The 21,771-nt window shown below is 75.5% G+C and carries 10 protein-coding genes; all 10 read left to right on the top strand.

Annotation, left to right across the window (positions count from 1 at the left end):
* Nucleotides 1-32: 32 nt before the first annotated feature.
* The 10 genes from ACA511_RS26230 to ACA511_RS26185 all read left to right on the top strand — a co-directional run bounded on the left by ACA511_RS26230 (nt 33) and on the right by ACA511_RS26185 (nt 21,769).
* Nucleotides 33-800, top strand: a complete 768-nt coding sequence (locus tag ACA511_RS26230; RefSeq protein ID WP_375027264.1) for a thioesterase II family protein — start codon at nt 33-35, stop codon at nt 798-800.
* A complete protein-coding gene (locus ACA511_RS26225; protein WP_375027263.1) occupies nt 793-4,245 on the top strand; it encodes an amino acid adenylation domain-containing protein in 3,453 nt (1,150 codons plus the stop codon). Before ACA511_RS26230 ends, ACA511_RS26225 begins: the two co-directional genes overlap by 8 nt.
* Entirely contained in the window at nt 4,242-8,819 is a 4,578-nt protein-coding gene (locus ACA511_RS26220; RefSeq protein ID WP_375027262.1) for an amino acid adenylation domain-containing protein, read from the top strand. The genes ACA511_RS26225 and ACA511_RS26220 overlap by 4 nt, the downstream gene beginning before the upstream one ends.
* Entirely contained in the window at nt 8,816-14,104 is a 5,289-nt protein-coding gene (locus tag ACA511_RS26215; protein WP_375027261.1) for an amino acid adenylation domain-containing protein, read from the top strand. The genes ACA511_RS26220 and ACA511_RS26215 overlap by 4 nt, the downstream gene beginning before the upstream one ends.
* Nucleotides 14,105-14,205: 101 nt before the next feature.
* The gene (locus ACA511_RS26210) at nt 14,206-16,770 is read left to right on the top strand and encodes a penicillin acylase family protein (protein ID WP_375027260.1); all 2,565 of its coding nucleotides are present in this window, start codon (nt 14,206-14,208) and stop codon (nt 16,768-16,770) included.
* A gap of 1 nt (nt 16,771) precedes the next feature.
* Entirely contained in the window at nt 16,772-17,305 is a 534-nt protein-coding gene (locus ACA511_RS26205; protein WP_375027259.1) for a hypothetical protein, read from the top strand.
* A 25-nt stretch (nt 17,306-17,330) separates the two neighbouring features.
* A complete protein-coding gene (locus ACA511_RS26200; RefSeq protein ID WP_375027258.1) occupies nt 17,331-17,531 on the top strand; it encodes an MbtH family protein in 201 nt (66 codons plus the stop codon).
* Between the two features lie 58 nt (nt 17,532-17,589).
* Nucleotides 17,590-18,885, top strand: a complete 1,296-nt coding sequence (locus ACA511_RS26195) for a cation:proton antiporter (RefSeq protein ID WP_375027257.1) — start codon at nt 17,590-17,592, stop codon at nt 18,883-18,885.
* 15 nt (nt 18,886-18,900) lie between these two features.
* Nucleotides 18,901-20,745 carry an amino acid adenylation domain-containing protein gene (locus ACA511_RS26190; protein WP_375027256.1) on the top strand — a complete coding sequence of 615 codons (1,845 nt, stop codon included), beginning with the start codon at nt 18,901-18,903 and terminating at the stop codon, nt 20,743-20,745.
* A 67-nt stretch (nt 20,746-20,812) separates the two neighbouring features.
* A complete protein-coding gene (locus ACA511_RS26185) occupies nt 20,813-21,769 on the top strand; it encodes a chlorinating enzyme (protein ID WP_375027255.1) in 957 nt (318 codons plus the stop codon).
* Nucleotides 21,770-21,771 lie beyond the last annotated feature (2 nt).

The raw sequence follows: 21,771 nt of genomic DNA, 5'->3' as shown, positions 1-21,771 counted from the left end.
TCGGCACCGGTACTCGCGGTGACTCTGGGCTCATGAACGCGTTGCGGCTGTGGTCCGGGGGCGATGAGGTGCGGATGTGGCTGCTCTGCCTTCCGCCGGGAGGCGGGGCGGCGCGGCAGTTCCGGAGCTGGCGGGACCGCCTGCCTCCGGCGCTCGGCGTGGCGGCTGCGGAGTACCCCGGGCACGGTTCCCGGTCGGACGAGCCGCCGGCCTCCAGCGCCGGAGCGCTGGTCGGAGAGCTGGCCCGCGACATCGTCCCGCTGCTCGGCCGTCCGGTGGTCCTGTTCGGCCACAGCATGGGGGCGATCCTCGCGCTGGACCTGGCCCGCGCCCTGCGCGCCGAACGGGGCTGGCGGTCGGCGGCGCTGGTCGCGGCGGCGAGCGAGCCGCCGGACCGTCCGCTCGTCCCGGCCGGAGCCGCCGCGTCGGACGAGGAGCTGACCGCGCTGCTGCGCGCCTGGGGCGGCACCTCGGACGAACTGCTCGCCGACGGCGGGTACCTCGCCGAGACCCTCCCGGTGATCCGTGCCGACCTGGCGCTGATGGCGGGCCGCGCGCACGGTGACGAACCCCCGCTGGACTGCCCCGTCCACACCTATCTCGGGGAGGGGGACGCGTCGGTCGACGCGGCGGAGGCGCGGGAGGGGTGGGCGCGGCAGACCCGGGCCGGTCACACCGCCCGCGCTTTCCCGGGCGGGCATTTCTTCTTCCGGGAATCGGCCGACCGGGTGCTCGCCGCCCTGGTCGACGACGCCAACGCCGCGGTCGGCGGCCGACTGCAAGGAGTGACGCATGGTTGACGCCGGCACGCCCCAGGACGATTCGGCCGGCCGCGCCGGCGCGCTCTCGGCGGAGCGCCGCGCCCTGCTGACGATGGAGCTGGCCCGGCGGCGGACCGCCGCGAGCCGGCCCGTGCGGCAGCCGCGCACGGGCGAGAACCCGCGCTTCCCGCTCTCCTACGCGCAGGAGCGGCTGTGGTTCCTCGACAAGGCCGATCCGGGTTCGACCGCCTACGTCATGCCGGGGGGGCTGCGCCTGCGCGGACCCCTGGACGAGCGGGCGCTCCGGCGGGCGCTCGACGAGATCGTCCGCAGGCACGAGGCGCTGCGCACCACCTTTCCGTCCGAGGGCGGACGGCCCGAGCAGCTCATCGGCGAGGCCCGCCCGGTTCCGCTGCCCGTCACGGATCTGAGCGCGGAGCCGGAGGCCGCCCGGGAGGCCGCAGTCGCCGACGCGTGCCGCGGCGAGGCCGCCGCCCCCTTCGACCTCGGCTCCGACCTCCTGCTGCGCGCCCGGCTGCTGAGGCTGGCCGCCGACCACCACGTCCTGGTGCTGAGCCTGCACCACATCGCCGCCGACGGCTGGTCGCTGGGCGTCCTCATGCACGAGGTGGGGGTCCTCTACGACGCGTTCCGGCGCGGCGAGCCCTCACCGCTGCCGGAGCTGGAGGTGCAGTACGCCGACTACGCGGTGTGGCAGCGGGCCTGGCTGGCGGACGGGCCCCTGGACGCGCAGCTCGAGTACTGGCGCGGGCGCCTTGCGGGCGCTCCGGTGCTCGAGCTCCCCGTGGACTTCCCGCTCATCGGCGAGCGGACGTGGCTGGGCGCGTCGGTTCCGCTCACCGTGCCGGGGCGGCTCTGGAAGGAGGTGACGGCGCTCGCCGACGCGTCCGCCGCGACCCCCTACATGGTCCTGATGACCGCTTTCACCGTGGTGCTGTCCCGGTGGAGCGGGCAGCGGGACGTGGTGGTCGGCTCTCCGCTCGCGGGACGCGGACATCCCGAGCTGGAGCCGCTGGTGGGGTTCTTCGTCAACACGCTGGCGATGCGGGTGGACACCTCGGGCGCCCCGACGTTCGCGGAGCTCCTGGACCGGGTCCGGGAGTCCTGCACCGCCGCGTACGGGAATCAGGACGTGCCGTTCGAGAAGCTCGTCCAGGCGCTGCGTCCCGAGCGGTCCCAGGGCCTGGTGCCGCTGGTGCGGGTGATGCTCGCCCTCCGCGACGTCCCGGTCGGCGAACTCGAGCTCGCCGGGCTGGAGGTGGCGGAGCTGGACCTGGCGCTGGGCGGCCGGTCCAGCAAGTTCGACCTGGTCCTGGACCTGGTCCCGGACCGGGACGGGGGCCTGCGCGGCCGGGTCGAGTTCAGCACCGACCTGTTCGAGGACGCCACCGCCGAACGCGTCGGCGAGGCGTGGCTGCGGGTGCTGGCGGCGGCCGTGGAGGACCCGGATCTGCCGGCGGACCGGCTGCCGCTGATGTCCGGGGCCGAACGCGACCGCATCCTGGACGAGCTGTCGGGCGACGGCGACGCGTCCGCCGCGGACACGTCGGGGTGCCTGCACCGCCTGATCGACCGGCAGGCCGAGCGGACCCCCGGCCGCGACGCGGTCGCCTGCGGGGCGACGACCTTCAGCTACCGCGAGCTGATCGAGCGGGCGAACCGGCTGGCGCACCGGCTGCGGCGGCTGGGCGCCGGACCCGAGCGGCTCGTCGGCGTCTGCCTGCCCAAGTCGGCGGACATGGTGGTCGCGCTGCTGGCGATCCTCAAGGCGGGCGCCGGCTACCTGCCGCTCGACCCGGAGTACCCCCGCGGCCGCGTCGAGATGATGGTCCGCGACTCCGAGGTGCCGGTGGTCGTCACCGACCGGGCCATCGCCGGCCGCGGTCTGTTCACCCCGTCCGGCGAGGACGAGGACGGGGACGAGGCCGGGCGGCCCCGGCTCGTGGTGGTCGACGACCCCGGCGACGACCCCGGCGACGACCCCGGCGGACAGCCGGACGGGCCGCCGCCGGACCTCGCCACCGAACGCACCCTCGCCTACGTGATCTACACCTCGGGCTCGACCGGCGTTCCGAAGGGATCGGCCAACGAGCACGGCGGCGTCGCCAACACGCTGTCCGGGCTGAACGAGTCGCTGGGCCTGGACGAGTCGGACCGGATGCTGGCGATCTCCTCGCTCAACTACGACATGTCCGTGTACGAGATATTCGGGCCGCTGCTGACGGGCGCGTGCGTGGTCGTCCCGGACGACATCGAGGTCAACGACCCCGAGCTGCTGCGGCGCCTGATGATCGACGCCCGGGTGACGGCGTGGAGTTCGGCGCCCGCGCTGCTGGAGCTCCTGGTCGGCCACGCCGCCGGGCACGGCGGCCTGCCGGGCGCCGCGCTGCGGCTGGCCGTGCTCGGCGGAGACCGGCCGTCCCCGACGCTGGCCGACCGGCTGGAGGAGCTCGTCGCGGGGGTGCGGCTGTTCAACCTGGCCGGGATGACCGAGACCTCGTACTGCACGCTCTACCACCTGATCCGGCGCCCCGAGCCGATACCGGGAAGCATCCCGTGGGGCCGGCCGCTGCCCAATCAGCGCGTGTACGTGCTGGACGGCCACGGCGAGCCGGTACCGGTCGGGGTGCGCGGCGAGCTGCACGTCGGCGGCGCGGCCGTGCGCCGGGGGTACTGGCGGCGGCCGGAGCTGACCGCGCAGCGGTTCGTCCCCGACCCGTTCGGGGCGGTCCCCGGCGGGCGCCTCTACCGCACCGGCGACGCGGCGCGGTGGCGCTCGAGCGGAGACCTGGAGTTCCACGGCCGCCTCGACCACCAGGTGAAGCTGCGCGGGCTGCGGATCGAGCCGGGGGAGATCGAGGCGTCGCTGGCCGCCCACGACCAGGTCGACCGGTGCGTGGTGCTGATGCGGGCGACGGGACGGGACCAGCGCCTGGTCGCCTACCTGACCACCACCGGGCCGCTGCCGCCGAGCACCGGAGAGCTGCGCCGGTTCCTGCTGGACCGGCTTCCCGACCACATGGTGCCGTCGGCGTTCGTGCTGATGGACCGGTTCCCGCTGCTTCCCAGCGGGAAGCTCGACCGGTCCGCGCTGCCGGAGCCCGCCGCCGTCCGTCCCGATCTCGCCGACGCCTACCGCGAGCCGGACGACCCGCTCGAACGGGTGCTGGCCGGCATGTGGTCGGAGGTGCTGGAGATCGACCGGGTCGGGGCGACCGACGACTTCTTCGAGCTGGGCGGCCATTCGCTGCTGGTGACCCAGGTGGTCTCGCGGATCCGGGACCTGTTCCGGGTGGACTTCCCCCTCCGGGCCTTCATGGCGGCGGGCACCTTGCGGGCCCTGGCGGTCCAGCTCCGCGCCACGGCGGCCGGCGCGGGCGTGGACGCCGACCGTACGGCCGAGCTGATGCTCCAGGTGAGCGCCATGGACGACGACCAGGTCGGCAGGCGGTTGAGCGAATGAACATGCGGATGTCGGCCGACCGGCGCCGGTTGCTGGACCGGCTTCTGGACGAGCAGGCCCCCCGGGCCGCGTCGGCGGTCCCGCTGCCGGGCTCGGCGGACGCCTCCCACGCGGAGCTGTCCTCGGCGCAGCAGCGGATCTGGTTCTTCGACCGGGTGCGGCCCGGCTCGCCCCTCTACACCATCACGGGGATCGCGCGGCTGCGCGGGACGCTGGACACCGGCGTGCTGCGGCGGGCCCTGGACGAGGTGGTCCGCAGGCACGAGGTGCTGCGCACCACCTTCCACGGCGAGGACGAGCCGTGGGCGCGGGTCGGTGACGCGGCGCCCGTCGAGATGGCCGTGACGGACCTGTCGCACCTGTCCGGGGCGGGCCGCGACGGCGCGGTGCGGGAGCGGCTGGACGAGGAGTCGCGGCGCCCGTTCGACCTGTCGCGCGACCAGATGCTGCGGGCGGCGCTGCTGCGGCTGGCGCCGGACGAGCACATGCTGCAGCTGTCGATGCACCACATCGCCGCCGACGGCTGGTCGCTGGGCGTGCTGATAACCGAGCTCGGCGCGCTCTACACGGCGTACCTCCAGGGGCGGCGCTCACCGCTGCCCGAGTTGGCGGTGCAGCATTCGGACTACGCGGTGTGGCAGCGGGAGCGGCTGGGGGAGGCCGCGCACGCCGGACTCCTCGGCAACTGGACCGAGCGGCTCGCGGGGGCCGCCCCGCTCGACCTGGTGACCGACCGGCCCCGCCGGGAGGCCGAGTCCTTCGCCGGCGGCTGGGCGCACCTGACCTTGCCGCCCGAGCTGGTCGGGGCGGTCAAGCGGCTCGCCGACCGGGAGCGGGCGACGCCCTACATGGTTCTGACGGCGGCGTTCGCCGCGCTGCTGTCGCGGTGGAGCGGGTCGGCCGACGACGTCCTGGTGGGCTGCGCGGTCGCCGGCCGCAACCGCGTCGAGATCGAGCCGCTCATCGGCTTCTTCGTCAACACCCTGCCGCTGCGCCTGGACCTGGGCGGCGACCCGTCGTTCCGGACGCTGGTGGGACGGGCCAGGGACGCCTGCATGGACGGCTACGCCTGGCAGGACGTGCCGTTCGAGCAGATCGTGGAGGCCCTCCAGCCCGAACGTGATCCCGGCGCGCGGGTGCCGCTCGTCCGGCACATGCTGGTGCTGCACAACAGCCCCCGCCCCCGCCTGGAGCTGCCCGGCCTGGAAGTGACCGTGCTGCCGCTGCAGACCGGCACGGCCAAGTTCGAGCTCCAGCTGGAACTCGCGCCGACCCGGGACGGCGCGCTGGCGGGCTGGATCGAGTACTCGCGGGAGCTGTTCGACGAGTCCGCCGTCCAGCGGATGGCCGACGCCCTGCCCGCCCTCCTCACGGACGGCGCGGACCGGCCGGACGCCCCGGTCGGCGAGTTGCGGATCCTGTCCCGCGCCGACCGGGCCACCGTGGTGGACGACTGGAGCGGGGCCCGGTCCGGCGCCGCCGGCGAAGGCTGCCTGCACCGGTTGTTCGAACGGTCGGCGGACCGCCGGCCGGGCGCGCCCGCCGTCGTCCACGGCGGCGCCGAGCTGAGCTACCGGGACCTGGAGCGCGCGGCGAACCGCCTGGCCAGCCGGCTGCGCGCGCTGGGCGTGGGCCCCGAGGACGTCGTGGGGATCTGCGTGCCGCGTTCGGCGGGCGCCATCGTCGCCATGCTCGCGACGCTCAAGGCGGGGGCCGCCTACCTCCCGCTGGACGCCGGCCATCCGCCGGAGCGGCTGGCCCGGCTGGCGGCGGACGCCTCGGTGGGGCTCGTGCTCACCGCGTCCCCGGACACGGCCCCCGACCTGCCGTCGGTGACCACCCTGAGCCTGGACGACCCGTCGGTCCGCGATGCCCCCGACGACCGGCCGGACGTGCCGGTCCTGCCGGGCAACGCCGCGTACGTCCTGTACACCTCGGGGTCGACCGGGCGCCCCAAGGCCGCCGTCAACGAGCACGCGGCCGTCGCCAACCGGATCTCGTGGATGCAGGACGCCTACCGGCTGGAGCCGGACGAGGCGGTCCTGCACAAGACGCCCCTCGGGTTCGACGTCGCGGGGTGGGAGTGGCTGTGGCCGCTGGCGGTGGGCGCGCGGATCGTGGTGGCGGACGGCGACGGCCGCCGCGATCCCGGCGCCATCGCAGGGCTGATCCGCGAGCACGGCGTGACGACCTGCCACTTCGTGCCGTCGATGCTGCGCGTCTTCCTGAACGATCCGTCCGCCCCCGGTTGCGAGGGGGTGCTGCGGCGGGTGGTGTGCAGCGGCGAGGAGCTGCCGCCCGATCTCGCGGACCTGGCCCGCGAGGTCCTGCCCGGGGCCCGGCTCCACAACCTGTACGGGCCGACCGAAGCGGCGATCGACGTCACCGCGTGGACGGTGCCGGACGGCGTCCGGGCCGGTGCGGCCGCACGGCTGCCGATCGGCGCGCCGATCGCCGGCGCCCGCCTGTACGTGCTGGACGGGCGGATGCGCCCCGTGCCGCCGGGCGTGCCGGGGGAGCTGCACATCGGCGGGACGCCGGTGTGCCGCGGCTACCTGGGCGGGCCGGGGCTCACCGCCGAACGGTTCGTCCCCGATCCGTTCGTCCCCGGGCGGCGGCTCTACCGCACGGGGGACCGGGCCCGGTGGCTGCCCGACGGCACGCTGGACTTCCTCGGCCGGCTCGACCACCAGGTCAAGATCCGCGGGCAGCGCATCGAGCCGGGCGAGGTGGAGGCGGCGCTGGCCGCGCATCCCGCCGTGCAGCGGGCCGCCGCGATGCCGTACCGGGACGGGGCGGGCGACGTCCAGCTCGCCGCCTACGTCAGCGTCAGGGAGGGCGCCGGGGCGCCGTCCGGCCGGGCGGAGGACGGACCGGCCGTGGACCGCTGGCGGACCGTCTTCGACGAGACCTACCGTGACGCGGCCCCGGCGGATCCCACGTTCGACACCGCGGGCTGGGTCGACTCCGGCACGGGCGAGCCCATCCCCGAGCACCAGATGCGGGAGTGGGTCGAGGAGACCGTCGACAGGATCGCCGCGCTGGGGCCGTCACGGGTGCTGGAGATCGGGTGCGGCACCGGCCTGCTGCTGTTCCCGCTGGCCCGGCGCTGCGCGTCCTACCGCGGCACCGACATCTCCGCCGAGGCGGTCACCCGGCTGAAGGCGCGGGTGGAGGGGCTGGACGGGGCCGAGGTGGAGCTGGAGCGGCGGCCCGCCGACGACTTCTCCGGCTGGCCCGCCGGGAGCTTCGACACGGTCGTCGTCAACTCGGTCGCGCAGTACTTCCCGGACGTCGGCTACCTCGTGCGGGTGCTGCGGGGCGCCCTCTCGGTGCTGCGCCCCGGCGGGCACCTGTTCGTGGGGGACGTCCGCAACCTGCTGCTCCTGGAGGAGCTGCACTGCTCGATCCTGCTGGACCGGCTGCCGCCCGACACCCCCCTGGACACCCTGCGGCGGCTGACCGCGCAGCAGGTCGCCCGCGAGGAGGAACTGGTCGTGCACCCCGCGCTGTTCGGGGCGGTCGCGGGGACGGACGCGGTCACGGTCCTGGCGAAGTCCTCGCCCTACCGCAACGAGCTGACCCGCTTCCGGTACGACGTCGTCATCACGGCACCGGGACCGGACGGGACCGCCGGGCCGGGGACGGGCGAGCCCCCCGGGCCGGGGACGGACGCCGCCCCCGCGCCGCCCGGAGACGCGTGGACGCCGTGGCCGGGCCCCGCCGCGGCGCCGTCCGACGGAGGGCGGGCGTCGCCGGGCTGGCTCGGGGTGCCCGACATCAGGCTGCGGGAGAGCCTTCTCGCGGTCCGGCTGATGCGCTCCGGCGCCGCGGACACGATCGGGGCCCTGCGGCGTGCGATCGGCGAGGCCGAGCCGGGCCCGGCGGCGGACCCGGCCGCCCTGGCCGAGACGGGCCGGGACGCCGGGTACCGGATGCTGCCGCGCCTGACGGCCGAGCCGGGCGTCCTGGACCTGGAGTTCCGTTCGCCCGGCCGCCCGCTGCCCGCGCCGGCCGCCTTCCCGCGTCCCGCCGGTGACGGCTGGGAGGCGTTCGCCAACGATCCTCGGCGGGCCGCGCGGTCGCGGGAGGTCGTGTCGGCGCTGCGCCACCACCTGGGCCGCACGCTGCCCGACTACATGGTGCCCGCCTCGCTGATGGTGCTCGCCGACTGGCCGCTCGGGCGCACCGGCAAGCTCGACCGGTCGGCGCTTCCGCCGCCGGACGGGCTGCGCCCGGCCCTGGCCACCGGCTACGTCGCCCCGCGCACCGACACCGAACGCGCCGTGGCGCGCGTCTGGCGCGAGGTCCTGAACCTCGACCGGATCGGCGTCCACGACGACTTCTTCGCGCTCGGCGGCCACTCGCTGCTGGCCGTCCAGCTCGTGGGCCGGCTCCGCGTCCTGCTCGGCCGCGACGTCCCGGTCGGCGGCCTGCTGCGCGCGCCGACGATCGCCGCGGTGGCCGAGGACCTGGACGGGCGCCCGGACGAGCCGGACCGGGACCGGGCGGAGTCCGCCCCGATCCCCCGGATCGAACGGCGGCGGATCGGACCGGGGGAGGACGGCCGATGAACGGACGGCAGAACGCCTCCAGCTTCGTCGAGACGCTGCGACGGAGGGCCGCGGAGACGCCGGAGCGCCCCGCGCTGGAGTTCGCGCTGAACGAGGGCGAGTACCTGACGCTGGACCACGCCGAGCTCGACCGCCGCGCGCGGGCGGTGGCCGCGCTCGTCCAAGAACGCGGGACCGAGGGCGGCCGGGTGCTGCTCCTGCACCAGCCGGGCCCGGACTACGTCACGGCCTTCTTCGGCTGCCTCTACGCCGGCGCCGTCGCGGTCCCCGTCTACCCGCCGGTCGGCGCGCGCGGCCTCCAGCGAGTGCGGGCCGTCGCCGACGACTCCGGCGCGGAGCTGGCGCTGCTCGACACGGCGACGCTCACCGACCTCGCGGACACCGGGCCGGGGATCGCCCCGCCGCTGGTGACGACCGACGACCTGGACCGCTCGGCCGCCGCGGACTGGCGGGAACGCGAGCCCCGGCCGGGGGACCTGGCGTTCCTCCAGTACACCTCGGGCTCGACCGGCACCCCCAAGGGCGTCATGGTCAGCCACGGGAACCTCGTGCACAACTCGGCGGTCATCGCCCGCGCCCTGGACCTGGACGCGGGCAGCCGCGGCGTGAGCTGGCTGCCGCCGTACCACGACATGGGGCTGATCGGCGGCATCCTCCAGCCACTGCACAGCGGGTTCCCCTGCACGCTGCTGTCGCCGCTCACGTTCATGTACCGGCCGTCGCGGTGGCTCCGCGAACTCGGCCGCACCCGCGCGACGATCACCGCCGCCCCCGACTTCGCCTACGTGGAGGCGGTCCGGCGCACCAGGCCGGAGGAGCGGGACGCCCTCGACCTGTCGGCGCTGCGGCACGCCCTGGTCGGCGCCGAGCCGGTGCGGACGGCGACGCTGGACGCCTTCGCCGGGTACTTCCGCGGCGCCGGGTTCCGCCGGTCGGCGTTCTACCCCTGCTACGGGCTGGCCGAGGCCACGCTCTTCGTCTCCGGCGGGGCGAGCCCCGAGGCCGAACCGGGCTCGGTCCAGGTGCGGCGGCCCGAGCTGGACGCGGGCCGGGCCGTCGCGGCCGGCCCGGGGGAGCGGGCGCGGGAGCTGACCGGCTGCGGATGGGCGCACGACGAGGACCTGATGCTCGTCGTCGATCCCGATTCGGGACGGCCGCTGCCGCCGGACGAGGTCGGCGAGCTCTGGGTCGCGGGACCGACCGTGGGACTCGGCTACTGGCGGCGCCCCGAGGAGACGCGCCGCGCGTTCGGAGCCGAGGCCGAGGGCCATCCGGGGCGGGCCTTCCTGCGCACCGGCGACCTGGGGTTCCGGCACGGCGGGGAGCTGTACGTCACGGGCCGGATCAAGGACCTGATGATCGTCCGCGGCCGGAACCACGACCCCGCGGACCTGGAGCAGACGGCCGAGGCGGCCCACCCGCTGCTGCAGCCGGGCCGGGGCGCCGCGTTCGCGGTGGACGACGGCGGCGGGGAGCGGGTCGTCCTCGTCCACGAGGTCCGCCGGAAGTTCAAGCCCGCGGACACGCCCGCGGTGGCGGACGCGGTGCGCGAGGCGGTGGCCGCTGAGCACGGCCTGGCCCCGCACGAGATCGTCCTGGTCAAGCTCGGCTCCATTCCCCGGACCAGCAGCGGGAAGGTCCGGCGGACCGAGTGCCGGACGCGCTGGCTGGCCGGGGACCTCGCCTCCGTGGCTCCGGCGCCGTCCGGGGCCGCGCCCGCGCCCATGGCCGGCGAGGTGGCCGCGCTGATCGCCGCGGCGCTGGAGACGGAACCGGCGGCGCTGATCGCGGACGTGCCGCTCGTGTCGCAGGGCTTGGACTCCCTCCGCGCGACGCGGCTCATCGCCGACCTGGAAGAGGCCCGCGGCGTCAGCGTGCCGATCGCCCGGCTGCTGGACGGCCTGACGCCGCTGGAGCTGGCCGGCCTCCGGCCCGAACCGGCCCCGCCCGAACCGGCCCCGCCCGAACAGGGTCCGTCCGCCAGGGGCCTGCCCGCCGGGGCGGCGCCCGCGCAGGAACGGATGTGGCTGCTCGACCAGATGGGCGCGGCGGGGGCGTACCACATCGCGGGCGGGCTGAGGCTGACCGGCCGGCTCGACGTCGCGCTGCTGGAGGAGTGCGTGACCCGGCTGATCGCCGACACCCCGGCGCTGCGGTCGGTGTTCGCCGCCGGGGACGACGGGCTGCCGCGGCTGTCGGTGCGCCCGCCGGCGCCCTACCCGCTGCCGGTGGTCGAGCCGCCGGGACCGCCTGCCGAGCGGGAGGCCCGTGCCCGGGAGGCGCTGCGGGAGCTGGCGGCCGAACCCTTCGACCTCGGGTCCGGTCCCCTCGTCCGGCTGCGGCTGTTCGGCACGGCCCCGGACGAGTGGCTGCTGGGGCTCGCCGCGCATCACATCATCGTGGACGGCTGGTCGCTCGGGCTGCTCCTCAGCCGGCTCGGCGACACCTACCGGCGCGCCGCCGAGGGCGGCGCCCCGGACCCCGCGCCCTGGTCCCCGGACCCGGGGCCCGCCCCGGGCGCGGCCTTCGACGACGCCGACGCCGCGTTCTGGCGCGAGCAGCTCGGCGACGCCCGGCCCGTCGACCTCCCGCCGGACCGCCCGGTCCCGGCGCTGCCGACCTGGCGCGGCGGGTCGGTGCCGATCCGGATCCCGGCGGACCTCGTGGAGCGGCTGCGCGCGGCCTCGGCCGAGCGTGCCGCCACCCCCTTCATGGGGCTGATGACCGCGGTCGGAATCCTGCTCGGCCGGTGGAGCGGCCAGGACGACATGGTCGTCGGCACCGCCGTGTCGGGACGCGACCGCCCCGGCGCCGCGGCGGTCGTCGGGCTGCTCGCCGACACCGTCCCGATCCGCGTCGACCTGCGCCCGCCGCCCGGCGCGGCCGCCGTCGGCTTCGCCTCGGCGCTCGACCGGGTGCGCGCCCGCTGCCTGGCGGCCTACGGCCGCCCCGGCCGGCCGTTCGACGAGATCGTCCGGGCGGTCGGCGGGCGTCCCGACGGCAGCCGCGCGCCCCTCGTGCGGGTCCTGCTGGCGCTCCAGAACCTCCCGATCGGCCCGTGGGAGGCCGCGGGCGTGCGGGCCGAGCCGTTCGAGCTGCCCGCGCCCGGCGCGCAGTTCGAGCTGTCGCTGCACCTGGGCGCCGCGCCCGACGGCTCGCTGACCGGCCACGCCGTGTACGCGGCGGACCTGTTCGACGAGGCGACCGTCCGGAGCCTCCTCGACGGCCTGCCGACCCTGCTCGGCGCCGCGCTGGACCGTCCCGCCGCCCCGGTCCGCGACCTGCCGCTGCTCTCGGGCGGCGAGGCGGACCGGCTGGCGCACACCGTCGCGGACGGCGGTCCCCCCGTTCTGGCGGACGGCCTGGTCCACGGGCTCATCGCGCGGGCCGCCGCCGCCCGCCCCGGCACGACCGCCGTGGCCTGGGACGGCGGCGCGCTCGACTACCGCGCGCTCGACGCGCGCGCACGGACGCTCGCGGGCCGCCTCACCGCTCTCGGGGTCGTCCCGGACCAGCCCGTCGCGGTGTGCCTGCCGCGCTCGCCCGAGCTGGTCGTGGCGGTCTGCGGGGTGCTGGCGGCGGGCGGCGCCTACCTGCCGCTGGACCCGTCGCACCCGCCCCCCAGGCTCGCCCGGCAGCTGACCGGGGCGGGAGCACGCGTGCTGATCGGCTCCGCGGAGACGGCGCGGACGGTGCTGTCGGGTCTGTCCGGTGAATCCCCGGCCCCGGTGGTCCTGGCGGTGCCGTCCGCGGCCGGCGGCGCCGATGCGCCGACCCCCGACCCGGGCGTCCTGCCGGGGCATCTCGCCAACGTCCTGCACACCTCGGGCTCGACGGGCGTCCCGAAGGCGGTGATGACCTCGCACGCCGCGCTGGCCAACCGGCTGGCCTGGATGCAGCGGCAGTACGGGCTGGAACCGGGCGAGGCCGTCCTGCACAAGACGCCGGTGAGCTTCGACGTGGCGGGCTGGGAGCTGCTGTGGCCGCTGGTGGCGGGCGGCACGGTGGTGCTGGCCCGGCCGGAGGGGCACCGCGACCCCTACTACCTCGCCGACCTGATCGTCCGCCACGGGATCTCCACCTGCCATTTCGTGCCGTCGATGCTGCACGCGTTCCTGGAGGAACCCGAGGTCGAGAGGTGTGCGCGGGTACTGCGGCGGGTGGTGTGCAGCGGTGAGGAACTACCGCCGGCTCTTGCCGCGAGGTTCGGGGAACTGCTGCCCGGCGTCGAGCTGCACAACCTCTACGGGCCGACCGAGGCGGCGATCGACGTCACGGCCCAGCCGGTCGGGGAGGCGCAGATCCGCGGGACGCGGATACCGATCGGCCGGCCGATCGCGGGCGCCAGGCTGTACGTGCTGGACGCGGCGGGCCGGATCGCGCCGCCGCTGGCCGCCGGGGAACTGCACATCGGCGGGCTCGCCGCGGCGCGCGGCTACCTCGGCCGCCCGGCCCTGACCGCCGAGCGGTTCGTCCCCGACCCGTTCACGCCCGGCGCGCGCCTCTACCGGACGGGGGACCGCGCCCGGTACCTCCCCGGCGGGAGCCTGGAGTACCTGGGGCGCGCCGACCGGCAGCTCAAGATCCGCGGGCAGCGGGTGGAGCCGGCCGAGATCGAGACGGCGCTGAACCGGCACCCCTCGGTCGAGATCTCCGTCGTGGAGGCGCGCCCCGCCCCCCAGGGCGGGCTGCGGCTGGTGGCGTGGGCGGTGGCGGCCGGCCCGGTCCCGCCGGACCCCGGCGCGCTGCGGGACTTCCTGCGGGAGCGGCTCCCCGCGGGGATGGTGCCGGACGTGATCAGCCCGCTGGACGCGCTGCCGGTGGGCCCGCACGGCAAGCTGGACCGCGCCGCGCTGCCCGATCCGGGGCCGGGCGCCGGGACGCACCGTCCCGCCGCGGTGTCGCGGACGGCGCCGCGCGACGCGGTCGAACGGCGGCTGGCGGCGATCTGGAGCGAGGTGCTCGGGATCGCCGACCCGTCGGTCGCCGACGACTTCTTCCTGCTCGGCGGGCACTCGCTGCTGGCGACCCGGGCCATGGTGCGGGTCCGCGCGGCGTTCGGCGTGGAGATCCCGGTCGGGGAGCTGCTCGGCGGCGCGCCGCTGACCATCGAGCGCCTGGCCGGGCTGGTGCAGTCGCGCCAGCTCGCCCAGGCGGGCGGTGCGGAGGTCGACGCGGTACTGGAGTGGATGTCCGGCCTGTCCGACCAGGAGGTCGAGGCCCTGCTCGCCGGAGACCGGCAAGGCCCTGACTCTGCGGGCTCGTCCGAGGGCGGGCCGTCTTGAGCGGTGTGCGGGACTCTCCTGACTCACGATCCCGGACGACCGGTGCCAGGCTGCGGAACAGATCGTCCACCCGCGCACGACGGCATCGGACAAGGAGCACCATGGCCGCTTGGGCCCGCCGGATCGCGAACCTGTCGGGCGCCGTCGTCACCGCGCTGGCGGTCGTCCTGGTGCTCGGGGCGGGCTACGGCCCGGTCCCGGCGCTGGGCCGGGCCCTCGTCCCCGGCGGGGGCGTGTGGGCGTCCGCCGCCGCGGACCCCGCCACCCGGGACGAGACCCTGCGGCTCCCCGGGCTGAGCCGCCCGGCGAAGGTGTCGTTCACCGCCGAAGGGCTGGCCTCGATCGACGCGGCGACCGACGCCGACCTGTTCCTCGTCCAGGGGTACGTCACGGCGCGCTTCCGGCTCGTCCAGATGGACCTGGAGCGCCGCGCCGGCCGGGGGCGCCTGGCGGAGCTGAACGGCGCCGCCGCGCTCGACACCGACAGGCTCGAACTGCGGCTCGGCCTGCTGCGCAGCGCGGAGGCCGAGTGGGCGGCGACCCGCCGCGACGGCGCGGCGGGCCGGGCGCTGCTCTCCTACGCCCGGGGCGTGAACGCCTGGCTGGAGCGGCTGGAGCGGACCGGGCAGTGGCCGGTGATCTACGGGCTGACCGGGGTGCGCCCGGCGCGCTGGACGCCGGTGGACAGCCTGGTGGTGCAGAAGATCTTCAACCAGCAGATGGACTTCAGCACCTCGCCGCTCACCTACGAGTTGCTGCGCGGGTCGCTGGGCGAGGACCTGACGATGCGGTGGTTCCCGGAACGGGCCGTCACGCGCTCGCAGCCGTTCGCGCCCGGCCCGTACCGCGCCCTGCCGCCCGAGCCGATGCCCTCGCCGAACTTCAACGCCGCGCGGCCCGAGGGGGCGCCGGCGGCCCCCGCCCCCGCACCCGTGCCCGCCGCCCCCGCGGCCTCGTCCGCGCCCGCGGCGGCGGCGATCCTGAAGGACCTGCGCGGAATCCCGTTCGGGGGGAGCCAGCAGCGGTTCAACAGCAACGCGTGGGCCGTCAACGGTCCGGCGGCGGGCGGCGGCCGCAGCATGCTGGCGGGCGACCCGCACACCGCGCTGACCCTGCCCTCGTCCTGGTTCGAGGTGTCCCTGCGCTCGCCCGGGTACCGGGTGTCGGGCGGGACCCTGCCGGGCCTGCCCGCCGTCGTCCTGGGACGCAACGAGCACATCTCCTGGTCGCTCACCAACGCCTCGAACCAGGCGACGTTCTTCTACAAGGAGCAGACCTCGCCCGCCCGTCCCGGCTCCTACTACTGGAGGGGCGCCTGGCGGCGGATGGAGACGGACCGCCACACCATCCCCGTGCGCGGGTCGGGGTCCGTCCGGCTGGACGTCGACCGGACCGTGCACGGCCCGGTCATGACCCTGAAGGGGCAGACCGTGTCGGTCACCTGGATGGGCAACTACCGGTCCGACGACCTGACCGCGATCCTCGGGGTCAACCGGGCGCGCGACCACGCCGGGTTCCGCGCCGCGCTGAAGAGCTGGCGGGCCCCGGCGATGAACTTCGTCTACGCCGATGACCAGGGCACGATCGCGGCGCTCAGCCCCGGCTACTACCCGCAGTTCCCCGAGGGGACCCGGCCGTGGTTCCCGATGTCGGGCACCGGCTCCGAGGAGATCACCGGGACCGTCCCGATCGACGCGGTGCCGCAGGTCGTCGACCCGAAGGGCCATGTGATCGCCTCGACCAACCAGCGGCCGGTGGGCGACGACTACCCGTACTACATCGGGACCTCGGCGAACTTCGACCCCGGGCACCGGCAGGCGGTCATCCTGGACTCCCTGCGCCGGCACCCGGCCACGACCGCGGCCGACTCCGCCGTCCTCCAGAACGATGTGACCGACGGGCTCGCCGGGCAACTGGTCCCCGCGCTGCTGAAGGCGCTGGACGGCGCCTCGCTGAACGACCGGGAGCGGGCCGCGAGCCGGCTGCTGGCCGGGTGGGACCGCTCGATGGACGCGGGCTCGGCCGCCGCCTCGATCTGGTGGACGTTCTTCGACACCTACCTCCCCGCCGTCTTCGAGCCGTGGTGGGACGCCAAGAAGGTCCCGGTGCACGACGACGAGTTCGGGCTGAACCTCGAACACCTCCAGATCCCGCTGCGCGAGGCGCTCCAGAAATGGACCCTGGACGATCCGGGCAACGCGGCCTTCACCCCGCCGGGCGGCGCGCGGCGCGACGCGCCGCAGGTGATGCGGGAGTCGTTCACCAGGGCGGTCGCCGAGCTGGCCGGAAAGCTGGGGCCCGCCCCGTCGGCCTGGACGTGGGGCAGGCTGCACGGCAGGGAGATCCCCTCCATTACGGGGGCGGCCGGGCTCGGCTACGGCCCCTACCCGGACGGGGGCGACCCGTGGACGGTGAACGCCGCGGGCGGCGGCATGTCCTCCGACTTCGGCCCGAGCCGGCGCATGATCACCCGCTGGGGCGGGGCGTCCGGCACGGTCGCGATGGCGATCTACCCCGGCGGGCAGAGCGAGGATCCGCTGTCGCCGTGGTACCGGAACCTGATCCCCGCGTGGCGGGCCCAGCGCTACCTGCCGATGGGCCCGGTGGGCGACGCGCAGGCCGGTGCGCCGGGCGGCGCCACATGGACCATGCGGCCGGGAGCGTGAGATGAGCGTCGAACCGGTTTCCGAGCCCGTGTCGCGGAGCGCGGTGCGTCCCGAGCCGAGGCGCGCGCCGCGAGTGGGCGCGGCGTCCGCGGCCGGTGCGGTGGGAGCCGTCGCGGTGGCCGCCGGAGCCTGGTTCGAGCAGTGGTACCTGCCGCTGGTGGCGGGCGTCGTCGTGGGCTCCCTGGCGGGACGGTACCGGGCCGGTCTCGTCCGGACCGCCGGGTGGTCGGTCCTGCTGGGGCCGGTGGCATGGGCGGCGGTGCTCGTCCTGCGGTTCCTGCGCGGTGACGCGCTCGGCGCGACGGGCCGGACGGTGTCGGCGCTGGCAGGGCTGCCGGGGATCGCGGTGGTCCCGCTGGCGGTCGCCCTGCTCGTCGCCCTCCTCCAGGCGCTGGCCGGGGTGTGGCTCGGCCACGCCGCGTCCGGCGTCCTGCGGCACGCCCGGAAGAGCGGGGAACGCGGACACCCCGAGCCGGGGCACCGGCGGCGAAGGCCCGGACGGCCGGGACGCGGGGAGACGGAAGACCGATCGTGATGTGTCCAGAGGGAGAGACGAGCGCATGACCGACGTGGCACCCGAGCTTCATCTCGTCGTCGTCAACGACGAGGAGCAGTACTCGATCTGGCCGGACGGCAGGGCGGTTCCGGCGGGCTGGCGCGCTCTGCACGGGCCCGCGGGCAAGGACGAGTGCCTCGCCTACATCGAGACGCACTGGACCGACATGAGGCCGCTGAGCCTCAGGCGGGCCATGGGCGCCTGAACGGCCGCCCGGCAGTGGCACCGCCCGTTCGCCCCCGCTCGGTGAGTGGAGTCCCCTGATGAGCCTTGACGAGATCGCCGCGCACGTCGTCGGCGTGGTCGCCGTGATCATGCTGGTGTCCTCGGCGCTGAACGCGATCGCCCGGCGGTTCGGCCAGCCCGCGGTCATCGGGCAGCTCCTGACCGGGATCCTGCTCGGCCCGGTGTTCCTGGGCCGGCTGCCCTTCGACCTGGCCGACCAGCTGTTCCCGAAGACGATCCTGTCCTACCTCGCGGTCCTGGCCCAGGTCGCCGTCGTGATCTTCATGTTCGTGGTCGGCTACGAGATGGACTTCCGGCTGCTGCGCGGGCAGGGCCGGGCCGTGCCGGCGGTGGTGCTCGGGTGCCTGCTGGTCCCGATGGCGCTGGGCGCGGGCGCGGTGCTGGCGGTCCCGTCGATGTTCCGCGACGTCGGCGAGCCGAACGTGGACAGCCGCTCGTTCGTGCTGTTCGTGGCGGTGTCGGTCTCGGTGACGGCGCTGCCGGTGCTGGCCGCGATCGTCCGCGAGCGCGGCATCGCGGGCACCGCCCCCGGGCAGTTGGCGGTGACGGCGGCCGGGGTCATGGATCTGCTGGTCTGGGTGGTGCTGGCGGCGGCGGTGGCGGACGCGACGCGCGCGGCGGACCGTCCGCTGTGGACGACGGTGGTGCTGGCCGCGCTCCTGATCGCCGGGGGGTTCCTGGTGGTGCGGCCCGTGCTGCGCTGGTGGGTCGAGCGGACGGGCTCGCGCTTCCTGGACCAGCTCCCGATCGCGGTGGTGCTGATGATGGGTTGCGCCTGGGCGACCGCGTCGCTGGGCCTGCACACCGTGTTCGGCGGGTTCCTGGCGGGGCTGGTCATGCCGCGTCCGGGCGGGTCGCCGGACGCCGACGTGCTGCGGTCCATGGACGGCACGGCACGGGTGCTGCTGCCGCTGTTCTTCGTGGTGACGGGGCTGTCGCTGGACATCGGCGCGCTGGGCGCGGGCGACCTGGCGCTGTTCGCGCTGATCCTGCTGATCGCCGTCGCGGGCAAGGCCGGCCCCGCCTACCTCGCGTCCCGGCTGGCCCGGTTCCCGCCGAGGCAGGCCGCGACCGTCGCGGCGCTGCTGAACACGCGGGGGCTGACCGAGCTCATCGCCCTCAACGTGGGCCTGACGGCCGGGATCATCCACCAGCGGCTCTTCGTCATCCTCGTCCTCATGGCCCTGATCACCACGGCCATGAGCGGGCCGCTGCTGTCGTGGATCGGCGACGGGCCGCGCCGGGCGGAGCCCGGCGACCCCGCGCACCTCGGAAGACTCGAAGACCTGGATCACGCGGATGGATCGATCTGACCACAGGGAGGGCAGATGAGCCGAGCAGGGCGCACGCTCACGGAATCGTTTCAGGAGGTGGCCGGGCGGTTCCCGGACCGGATCGCGGTCACGGCGCCGGGCGGGGATCTCACCTACCGGCAGCTGGACGAGCGGGCCGGGGCGCTGGCGGACGAGCTGGTCCGCGCCGGGGTGGGACGGGGCGCGGTGGTGGGCCTGGTCGTCCCGCGGAGCGCGGAGCTGATCGTGGGGATGCTGGGCATCTTGAAGGCGGGCGCCGCCTACCTGCCGATCGATCCGGAGTATCCGGCGGCGCGGGTGGCGTGGACGATCCGCGACAGCGGCTCGCCGGCGGTGGTGTCGACGGCGGCGACGGCCGGCGCCCTGTCGGGCCTGGAGGGCGACCCGGGCGTGCACGTCGTCGAGATGGAGCGCGTCGATCCCGGCAGCCTCCCCGGCGCCGGACCCCGGTCCGCTGACCTCCCCGCAGCGGACGGCGGTGACGTGGCGTACGTCATCTACACCTCCGGCACTACCGGCGACCCCAAGGGCGTCCAGGTGGAGCACCGCAACGTGATGCGCCTGTTCGAGGTGACGCGCGCCCGGTTCGGGTTCGGCGAGGACGACGTGTGGTCGGTGTTCCACTCGGCGGCGTTCGACTTCTCGGTATGGGAGATCTGGGGGGCGCTGCTGTTCGGCGGGCGCCTGGTGATCGTCCCCCGCGAGACGGCGGTGTCGCCGGAGGCGTTCCACGGCCTCCTGGCGGAGCAGGAGGTGACCGTCCTCAACCAGACGCCGTCGGCGTTCCGGCGGCTGATGGCGGTGGACGCGCGGGCCGGGCGGGAGCTGGCCGCGCTGCGGCTGGTGGTGTTCGGCGGCGAGGCGCTCGATCCGGCGACGCTGCGGCTGTGGATCGAGCGGCACGGCGACCGGCGGCCGCGGCTGGTCAACATGTACGGGATCACCGAGGCGACCGTGCACGCCTCCTACCGGCCGGTGGACCGCGCGGACCTGGACCACTCCGGGCCGAGCCCGATCGGGGAGCCGCTGCCCGACCTGGAGTTCCACGTCCTGGACGCGGCGGGCCGGCGGGTCGCCCCGGGTGAGGCGGGCGAGCTGCACATCGAGGGGCCGGGGGTCGCGCGCGGCTACCTGGGCCGCCCGGAGCCGGACGCCGAGCGATTCGCCGAGCGCGTCGACTCCGGCGGCGTGCGGCGCCGGCGGCTGCGCACCGGCGACCGAGTGGTGGCGCTGCGCGGCGGTGGGTACGGCCATCTGGGCCGGGTGGACGACCAGCTCAAGATCCGGGGGTACCGGGTCGAGCCGCGCGAGATCGAGGCGGTGCTGACCCGCCACCCGCGGGTGGCGCAGGCCGTGGTGGTGCCGCACGACTACGGTGACGACGACGTCCGGCTGATCGCCCACGTCCAGTCGCCGGCGAACGAGACGGCGCTGTCGGCCGAGCTGGCCGGGCTGGCGGCCGAGGCGCTGCCCCCGCACATGCGGCCCTCCCGCTACTTCGTGCTGGAGGCGCTGCCCCTCACCCTCAACGGCAAGGTGGACAAGGCCCGGCTGACCGCCCCGGAGCCGCCGGCGCCCTCGCCGTCGACCGCCGCGCGTCCCGGCGACGGCGGCCCGTCCAGCGCCGAGGACCGGATCGTGGAGATCTGGCGGTCGATCCTGGGCGTGCAGGACGTGGCGCGCGACCTGGACTTCTTCGCGCAGGGCGGTACCTCGCTGTCGCTGCTGCGGATGTTCGAGCGGGTGAACGAGGCGTTCAACTCCGATCTGGAGATCACCGTCCTGCTGGACGGCGCGACGGTGCGCGCGCTCACCCCGCACGTCGAGGCCGTGCTGTCCGAGTCGTCACCCCCCGCCTGACCCCTGCCCTGCCCAGCCACGACGCGATACCCGCGACACCGCGACACCCGCGACATGAGGAGACACCATGACCGTGCAGTCGACCGGCTTCTCGCTCAGCCAGGAGCAGCTCGCCGCCTTCCACCGCGACGGCTACGCGGGCCCGTTCACGCTGTACCCGCCGGAGGAGATCGAGCGGGCCTGGGGGCGGACCCGGCTCGAACTGCTGGACCGGGGCGCGGCCGTCTACACCGACGAGGCCGCGGTGTCGGGGGCGACCAACATCGCCAACTACGACCGGCACCTGGACCACCCGTTCCTGGCCGGGCACATCACCCGTCCGGAGATCACCGAGCGGGTCGCGTCCGTGCTGGGCCCGGACGTGCTGTGCTGGCGGACGGAGTTCTTCCCCAAGTACCCCGGGGACGAGGGCACCGATTGGCACCAGGCCGACACCTTCGCCAACGCCTCGGGCACCCCGCAGATCCAGTGGCCCGGCGGCTCGGACTTCGGCGGCACGATCACCGTCTGGTGCGCGTTCAGCGACGCCACCGCCGACATGGGATGCCTCCAGTTCATCCCCGGCTCGCATCGCACCATGCACTACGACGAGACCAAGCGGATGCACTACGCCCCGGAGGTCAACAACTCGCTGGACAAGAAGGGGGTGCGCCGCGGGTTCTTCGGCTACGACTACCGGGAGCTCCAGATCGACGCTGACTGGGAGCCGGACGAGTCCCAGGCGGTGTCGATGGAGATGCGGCGCGGGCAGTTCATCATGTTCTGGTCGACGCTCATGCACGCCTCGCATCCGCACGCGGGCACGAGCAGGCAGATGCGGATGGGGTTCGCGGCGCGCTATGTGCCTACGTCCGTCGAGATCTACCCGGGCACCTCGGTCATCGAGGAGTACGGGGGGGCGGTGAGCCTGGACCGCTACGGCGCGGTGCTGGTGAGCGGGACCGACGAGTACGGGCACAACCGGCTGGCCGAGCGGACGACCCGCGGCGTGCCGTTCGCGCGCCGGCCCCGCCCGGAAGCCTGACC

This window comes from Actinomadura sp. GTD37 (assembly GCF_041951365.1).
In the GTDB taxonomy this organism is placed as follows: domain Bacteria; phylum Actinomycetota; class Actinomycetes; order Streptosporangiales; family Streptosporangiaceae; genus Spirillospora.
Note: the sequence above shows the minus strand (reverse complement) of the source record. Positions and strands in the feature narration are given on the sequence as shown.